This is a genomic window from Streptomyces sp. NPDC041796 (genome assembly GCF_055590785.1).
Map to the genome: position 1 here is coordinate 26,079 of NZ_JBVJAH010000032.1, position 6,249 is coordinate 32,327.

4 protein-coding genes are annotated in these 6,249 nt (G+C 65.4%); 2 read left to right on the top strand and 2 right to left on the bottom strand.

Annotation, left to right across the window (positions count from 1 at the left end; translation table 11 throughout):
- The first annotated feature begins 120 nt into the window (after nt 1-120).
- Both ACZ6C1_RS35915 and ACZ6C1_RS35920 read left to right on the top strand, forming a co-directional pair.
- Nucleotides 121-2,697 carry an outer membrane protein assembly factor BamB family protein gene (locus ACZ6C1_RS35915; protein ID WP_469247153.1) on the top strand — a complete coding sequence of 859 codons (2,577 nt, stop codon included), beginning with the start codon at nt 121-123 and terminating at the stop codon, nt 2,695-2,697.
- Entirely contained in the window at nt 2,694-3,806 is a 1,113-nt protein-coding gene (locus ACZ6C1_RS35920; RefSeq protein WP_469247155.1) for an outer membrane protein assembly factor BamB family protein, read from the top strand. The genes ACZ6C1_RS35915 and ACZ6C1_RS35920 overlap by 4 nt, the downstream gene beginning before the upstream one ends.
- A gap of 498 nt (nt 3,807-4,304) precedes the next feature.
- Here ACZ6C1_RS35920 and ACZ6C1_RS35925 read toward each other — a convergent pair whose 3' ends face one another.
- Both ACZ6C1_RS35925 and ACZ6C1_RS35930 read right to left on the bottom strand, forming a co-directional pair.
- A complete protein-coding gene (locus tag ACZ6C1_RS35925) occupies nt 4,305-4,679 on the bottom strand; it encodes a hypothetical protein (protein ID WP_469247157.1) in 375 nt (124 codons plus the stop codon).
- Nucleotides 4,680-5,265: 586 nt separating this feature from the next.
- Nucleotides 5,266-5,904, bottom strand: coding sequence for a sigma-70 family RNA polymerase sigma factor (locus tag ACZ6C1_RS35930; protein WP_469247158.1), 639 nt, complete (start codon nt 5,902-5,904; stop codon nt 5,266-5,268).
- Nucleotides 5,905-6,249: the final 345 nt, after the last annotated feature.

Consider the following 6,249-nt stretch of genomic DNA (forward strand, 5'->3'; position numbering starts at 1 on the left):
TTTGACCGTCGCGTTCGGCGTTGAAGGCCACTGTTGAGGACGGAAATTTGTACCGCCACAGTGAAAAGCGCTGGTCAGGGCACGAAACAAAGAAGTGGCCGGCGTAGGGGGGTTGGAAGGGTGCCGGAGGATGACGGCGGGGGCGTTTCGAAGCCAGGGGTCCCGTCTCGCAAGCAGGGCCGTCCACCGAAGGACCTGTCCGGGCTGGGTGGTGCGAAGCGGGAGTTCGCAGAAGTCATCCGCAAGGAGTTCTTCGACCGGCTCACCCGCTTAGGCGTGACCACCGCGCAGATTTCCGCTGCGCTCGGCGAGGGGTTCAGCGGGCCGTCCCTGTCGAAGTTCCGCGCCGGTGAGCGAGTGCCGGACCGGGACAAGCTGCTGCGGCTGCTCGCCTTTGCGGAAGAGGTGGCGGGACAACCGCTGCCGGGCGGCGTGCGCGGCCATGTGATGGAGAAGTACTACGCGGCGCTGCAGGAGTCCGACCCGCATCTGCATAAGTTCTACCGGCTGATGGACGAGCGCGAGCAGATGGTCGCCGACCGGGATGAGGCCCGCGAGGAGCAGCGGCGCGTTCGGGACAAGCTGGTGCAGTGCCAGGAGAGCCTGGGCCAGGCGCTGCGCCGGGTGGAGCGTCTGGAGGCGGAGGCGAAGCAGGCCGAGCAGGAGGAGATGCGGCGTCAAGGACGTGAGGAGGCCGCGGAGAACGAGGTCGTACGGCTGCAGGAGCAGCAGGACCAGCTGCTGCGGGCGGTGCGCAGCGCGCGGGCAGGGCAGCAGGCCGCTCGCAAGGAGATCCAGCGCCTTCAGGACCTGCTGGTTGGGCAGGCCCAGGAGGCGGCCCGGTCCGAGGCCGGTCTGAAGGACGAGAACGCGACGCTGGCGGCCGAGGTGTCGACGGCGGCGGCCCGGGTGACGGAGCTGGAACAGACTGAGCAGGCTCTGCGGGCCGAGCTCGAGCAGGTCACCGCCGCGCTGGAACAGGCGGAGACCCGTAGCGGTGAACTGGCTTCCCAGCACGCGGTTGTCCTGCGCTCCCGCGCCGAGGTGAGCCGGCGGTTGTCCCAGGCACGCATCCAGCGCCGCGATCTGGAGGAGAAACAGACCGACCTCAAGCAGCAGGTGGCCACCGCGATGCGGCGGCTGACGGCTGCCGAGCGGGTTGTGGCCGACCTGGAGAGCCGACTGGTGGCCGTCTACCGATCCCGCGACGCGCTCCTGGAGGATCCTGCCGCGCCCGGCCAGGCCGTCACCGAGGCGGTCGAAGCCGTGGACGCGGCCTGGCAGTCGTACGAGGTGGAGATCTCCCGCATCGAGCAGCACGTAGTTGCTTCCCCCGGCGGAACAACCACCGGCCATCTGGCCGTGACGGGTGAATCCGCAGGTGAGATGGCCCCTCAGCCCGGTTCCGAACCCGCCGGCGCTAAAGAGGGCAGCGAACGGCCCGGACCGCCGCGGCAGGACGCGGGCCCCTCGGCAGAGCCCGAGAACCCGGCGTCGAGCGTCAGCCGAGCCCCGCGCACCGGAGCCCGCCGCGCCCGCGCGGCGAAGCGCAGGGACATGGGTTTCGGTCTCACGGCGTGGGGCTTTTTCGGATCTTTCGTCCTGTTGGCGCTTTTGATCAGTACGCTGTGGCCGCAGAGCTGGTGGCCTCGCGGAGACGAAGGCTCGAAGGGCGAGACGTCGCAGGACGACACGGTGGGGAATGAGGAGGAGGACGGGCCGGCAGATGGGGAGCCGGTGCCGACGTGGGCCTCGGCGCTTCCGCATCCGCTGTACAACCAGCCCGTCCTGGATGGCACGGTGGTGGTCACCACCGCCTGGCGCGGCGCGGTCTACGGAGTCGACGCCAGCACCGGCCGGCGGCTGTGGTCGGTGCCGACCTCCGGCGGCATCAGCGACCAGCCGGTCGTCTCCGGCGGGCTTGCCCACTTCTACGAACCTGGTGGGCTGCTGACGATCGACACCCGTACCGGAAAGGTGAAGTGGAAGAAGGACCGCTTCTTCGATGACCTCGCCGCTGCCAACGGCTCGCTTGTGACGACCTTCAACGACGAGGTGGACTTCCTTCGTCCAAGTGACGGCAGAGTCCTGTGGTCGACCGAGCTCGACACTGCGGGAAAGCCAGCACTGGACAAAGACACGGTCTATGTATCCGCCCAGGCCGGGGAGATCTACGCCTTCGACGCGAAGACCGGGACGGTCAGATGGCGCAAGGACGTCTCCAAGGAGGACGTGAACCGCGGACCGGTCGTAGCCGGTACCGCGGTCATCGTGAGCGCCGGCAAGCAGATCGTCGCGCTCGACCCTCGCAGCGGGAAGGAGCTGTGGCGCAAGGACTACACCATCGACGTCGACACCTCGGACGTGGCGGTCGTGAAGGGGCTGCTGATCTTCACCACGACACTCGACGCCGGTAAAGCGATCACTGCCGTCGACCTGAAGACCGGCGCCGAGAAATGGGTCGATCTCAACCTGGAGGGCAAGGCGCAGCCCCTCTCTTTGTCCGCCTCCGCCGACCGTGTGTACGTCGCGTACGACAGCGGAAAGCTCTGCGCCCAGAGCCTCGACGACGGCACCGTCGTCGACTGCTTCACCAACGTCAATACGCTGTCCGGCACCACGGCGACGACAAATGGCGTCTACGCCAACACGCACAACCAGCGCCTCTACTACTTCCAGAAAGGGGCGTTCGGATGAGCACGTCATCTGCGAGGGTGCTGGCAAGTGGATTTCTTGCTTTAGCCGCTCTTGCTCTGCCGTTGTCGGCATGCGACGGCTCCCCGAATTACCGGAAGCCGCCGGCCCAGGGGGGCCAGCCGGAAAAGCCTGTCTACGAAATCTCGCTAGACCCTGTCTGGTCGGCTCGCGCAACAGGGAAACGATACTGTCCCCGGTACGCAAATAACACAGTCATCGATGCAGGAGTGTCGGATCTGACATTGCGGGATGCAGCCACCGGGAAAACTAAGTGGTCGTATAAAAAGGATACAGGCTGCCCATTGGTGACGAAAGACGCCGTGTATGTCGGCACAGACACCGGCGAGATTGTCGCCCTCGACCCACTGACCGGAAAGCATAAGGCTTCAAGCAAGACACTCGCCTTTTTCGCCGACCCTACGCCTTCGACCCCAGTAGAGACGCCCACAGGACTCCACGCCCTATTCAACGGCGAACTTTACAGCGTAGACAAGTCACTGAAGCGAGAGTTGTGGCGGTACGAAGAAAAGACCGATATGTGGATCGACCACATCGCTGCCCATGGTACGACCCTTGTCGTGACCACTAAGAACGGAAAGGTAAAAGCGCTCTCCAGCAAAGACGGCAAGGTGATGTGGACCTACGTGACACCTTCGAACGGCACGATAGAACAAAAGTTAAAAATCTTGGACGGATTCGTCTACTTCACTGCACGAGACGGGTCGGTATATGCACTGGATCTCGCCACAGGGAAGGAGGTCTGGGCGACCGACCTAGGCCACAATTCCGCTTGGTCCACATACTTGTCCGGAAACCTCTTGATCGCCTCGGACGTAGGGAATATCTACGGGCTTGACAAGAGGACCGGCAAGAAGAGGTGGAGCCAGGCGGATGACCAGAAATGGGTATGGACGAACGCGGACCAAGTTTTCTCCACCGACCCAGAAGCAGGGAATGTGACTATCCGCGACGCCGCGACGGGCGAGCTCATCACCACCAGCTCCTTCCCATCCGGCGCAACCATGATGACCAGCGGCCCTACCCACCTCTACGTATGGACGGACACCGGCATCCGCGCCTACAAGGTCACCAAGCGCTCGACGGACTGAGGTCGAACGTGGCGCGGGTCTTCTCGAGGGCCGCGTCCGCCCTGCGGACCGCCGGGTCATCCGGGCCAGACGATGTCGAGGACGCGAGGTGACCGAGGGTCCGGTTGATCCAGTAGACGACGGTGAGCGGGCCGATGGAGGCGCGGCGCAGGTCTTCACCCTCGGGGTCGGTTTCTCTGTCAAGTTCAGCATGTTGACGTGCAACGGCGCGGCTGGCCGCCTGCGGCAGCGTGGTGGTGCGGCCAGTGTAGGTGTCCCGGTCGTACCGGTTCGGGCGTCGGGGTCCGCGGCGGCACGGCTGGGACGTCCCGACGCTGGCAGCTCAGACACGGGCACCCCGTGCGGCACGGTCACAACGAACAGCGCCTTCAACTCGGCAGGGCGATCAGCACCGTACGCCGAAGTCGGAGAACGCGAGGGCGGTGACGGTGTCCCGAACGACGAAGGTCCCCGCCGAAGTCCGGCGAGGGCCTTCATTCCGGACGAGACGTCCGCCGTCTACTTCCGCGGGCGCCGGATGGCGCTGGCACCGCCCCACGCGACACCCGCCACCCCCAGCGCGTCCTTCGCGTCGCCAAAGTTCCCCATCACCATCAGGACAACGGCGAGGAGGAACGCGATGGTGCCCGTCACCGCGAGGGTCACGGAGAATGTGGTGACGGCGGCCCGGGCCGCCGTCGAGCGAAGCTCCCGCCGGCGCTCGCGGCGGTTCTGTCGGCGGAGGCCTCGGACATCCCGCCGGGCGTCAGCCAGGTTGTCCTGGCAGCAGGTGAGCTTGTCCTCGGCGATCTTCAGCCGGGCGCGGACCGAGTCCTCCGCGATCGGGTCGGGGACGTTCGCGCTCTTGCTGTCGCCGGAGGGCGTGGCGGTCATGGCGTTCCTTCGGGAGTACCTCCCAGCTCCTCCGGGTTCTCCTCCGGGGGAACAGGCGCCGCGCGTTTGCGTCGGTACAGAACAACAGTCGGGCCGGGCCTCTCGTGTGAGAGGCCCGGCCCATCGCCTGTGCGGCGTCGGCTACTTCGTTGTAACTATGTCCGACCTCCCCGCGAAGGACAGCAAGGCCACGCGGGCACGGAGAGACGGCCGGTCGTTCGGCCGGACAGGCAGCAGCAAGAGGAGGGCCTCGAATCGGTTCCTCAGCCAGGCTCCAGCGGCCATTATCGACGTAACGATCACGACCAAGCAGACTCGGGCAAGGGTGACGATACCTACCATGTGTTTGGACTCCTTCAGATTCGGGGTGCACATCGCGCTCTGCGGGGTTGCCGCCCATGCAATGCGCCGTGTGCACCCGCTCGTGGTGGGGTCTTGCGCGACCCCGGATCTCTGCCTCTGCGGTGGTTGAACTACTTCAGCTACTCCGTCATGTCGTGTGGGAAAGGCTTGCCGAACCAGCAGCCACGTGGAGTCGCGGGTCGCGCCGTCGTCGCTGCGGACGACCCGTGCCTCCTGGAAGCGGCTAGTCCTCCACCTCCGCGAAGACACCCAGGCGCAGACCGACCCGTTCAGAGCGGAGCTTGGCTCGCGCGATGCGCAGCGCGTCCCGCACGGTGCCCTTCGAGGTCGTCACGAGGTCGGCGATCAGCGGCGCCTTGAGTCCGTACCCTTCGGCGAGCACGAACACCTTCAGCTGGAGGTCGCTGAACTCCTCCCGCAGCACCTTCATCGCGGGGACGAGGTCGGCAAGTATCTGATGCTCGGGACCGGGATGAGCGTTTTCCTCCGTGTCCAGAAGGTACGTGTCATCACCCACGAAGTCCTCGGCCCTCTTGCTCAGTTCGACCATGTAGGCCTGCGCCTGACTGCGGACCACAGACCACAGATAGGACTCGACTCGGCCGAACTTGCTGTTGAGCGGACCCGAGTTCTTCAAGCGGACGTACAGCGCGAGCCAGACCCGCGATTCGATATCGTCCAGCGCCGTCGCCGGCAGACCCGTGTACCGGTACGCGATGTTCCGTACCGCAGGTCGCAACTTGATCACGAGGTCCCACTGGCGCTGCGCCTCCGGGCACAGCGCCTCGACAGGGTGCTCGGCCTGCCCGACCGTGCCGGTCTGACGCGGGATCCTCCTGTTCTTCTTGTCACTGCCGCTCATTCGAGGCCTCTCAGGTCGGATCGGGTGGAGCGTGGCTGTCCCGCAGGACCTCCACGGCGTGCAACAGGTCCAAGGCACGAAAGGTGTGAGAGCGCGGACGGAAAAATCTTTGAGCAGCAGTCGCGAGAGAGAGACGCTCGGGATCCCCACAGGTGGGACAGCACAAAGCCCCCGACACAGCCGGTGAACCGGCAGATCAGGGGCCTCGCGGGTTCAAGTCAGTCGTCGCTTAGCTGTCGTAGTACTCCTCTGGGCTTGATCCGCTTTGACGGACATCTGAGATCAGGGGCTTCAGCCCCGGAAGGATGATGTTCATCATGGAGAGCATGGGGAAGAAGAGGCCGC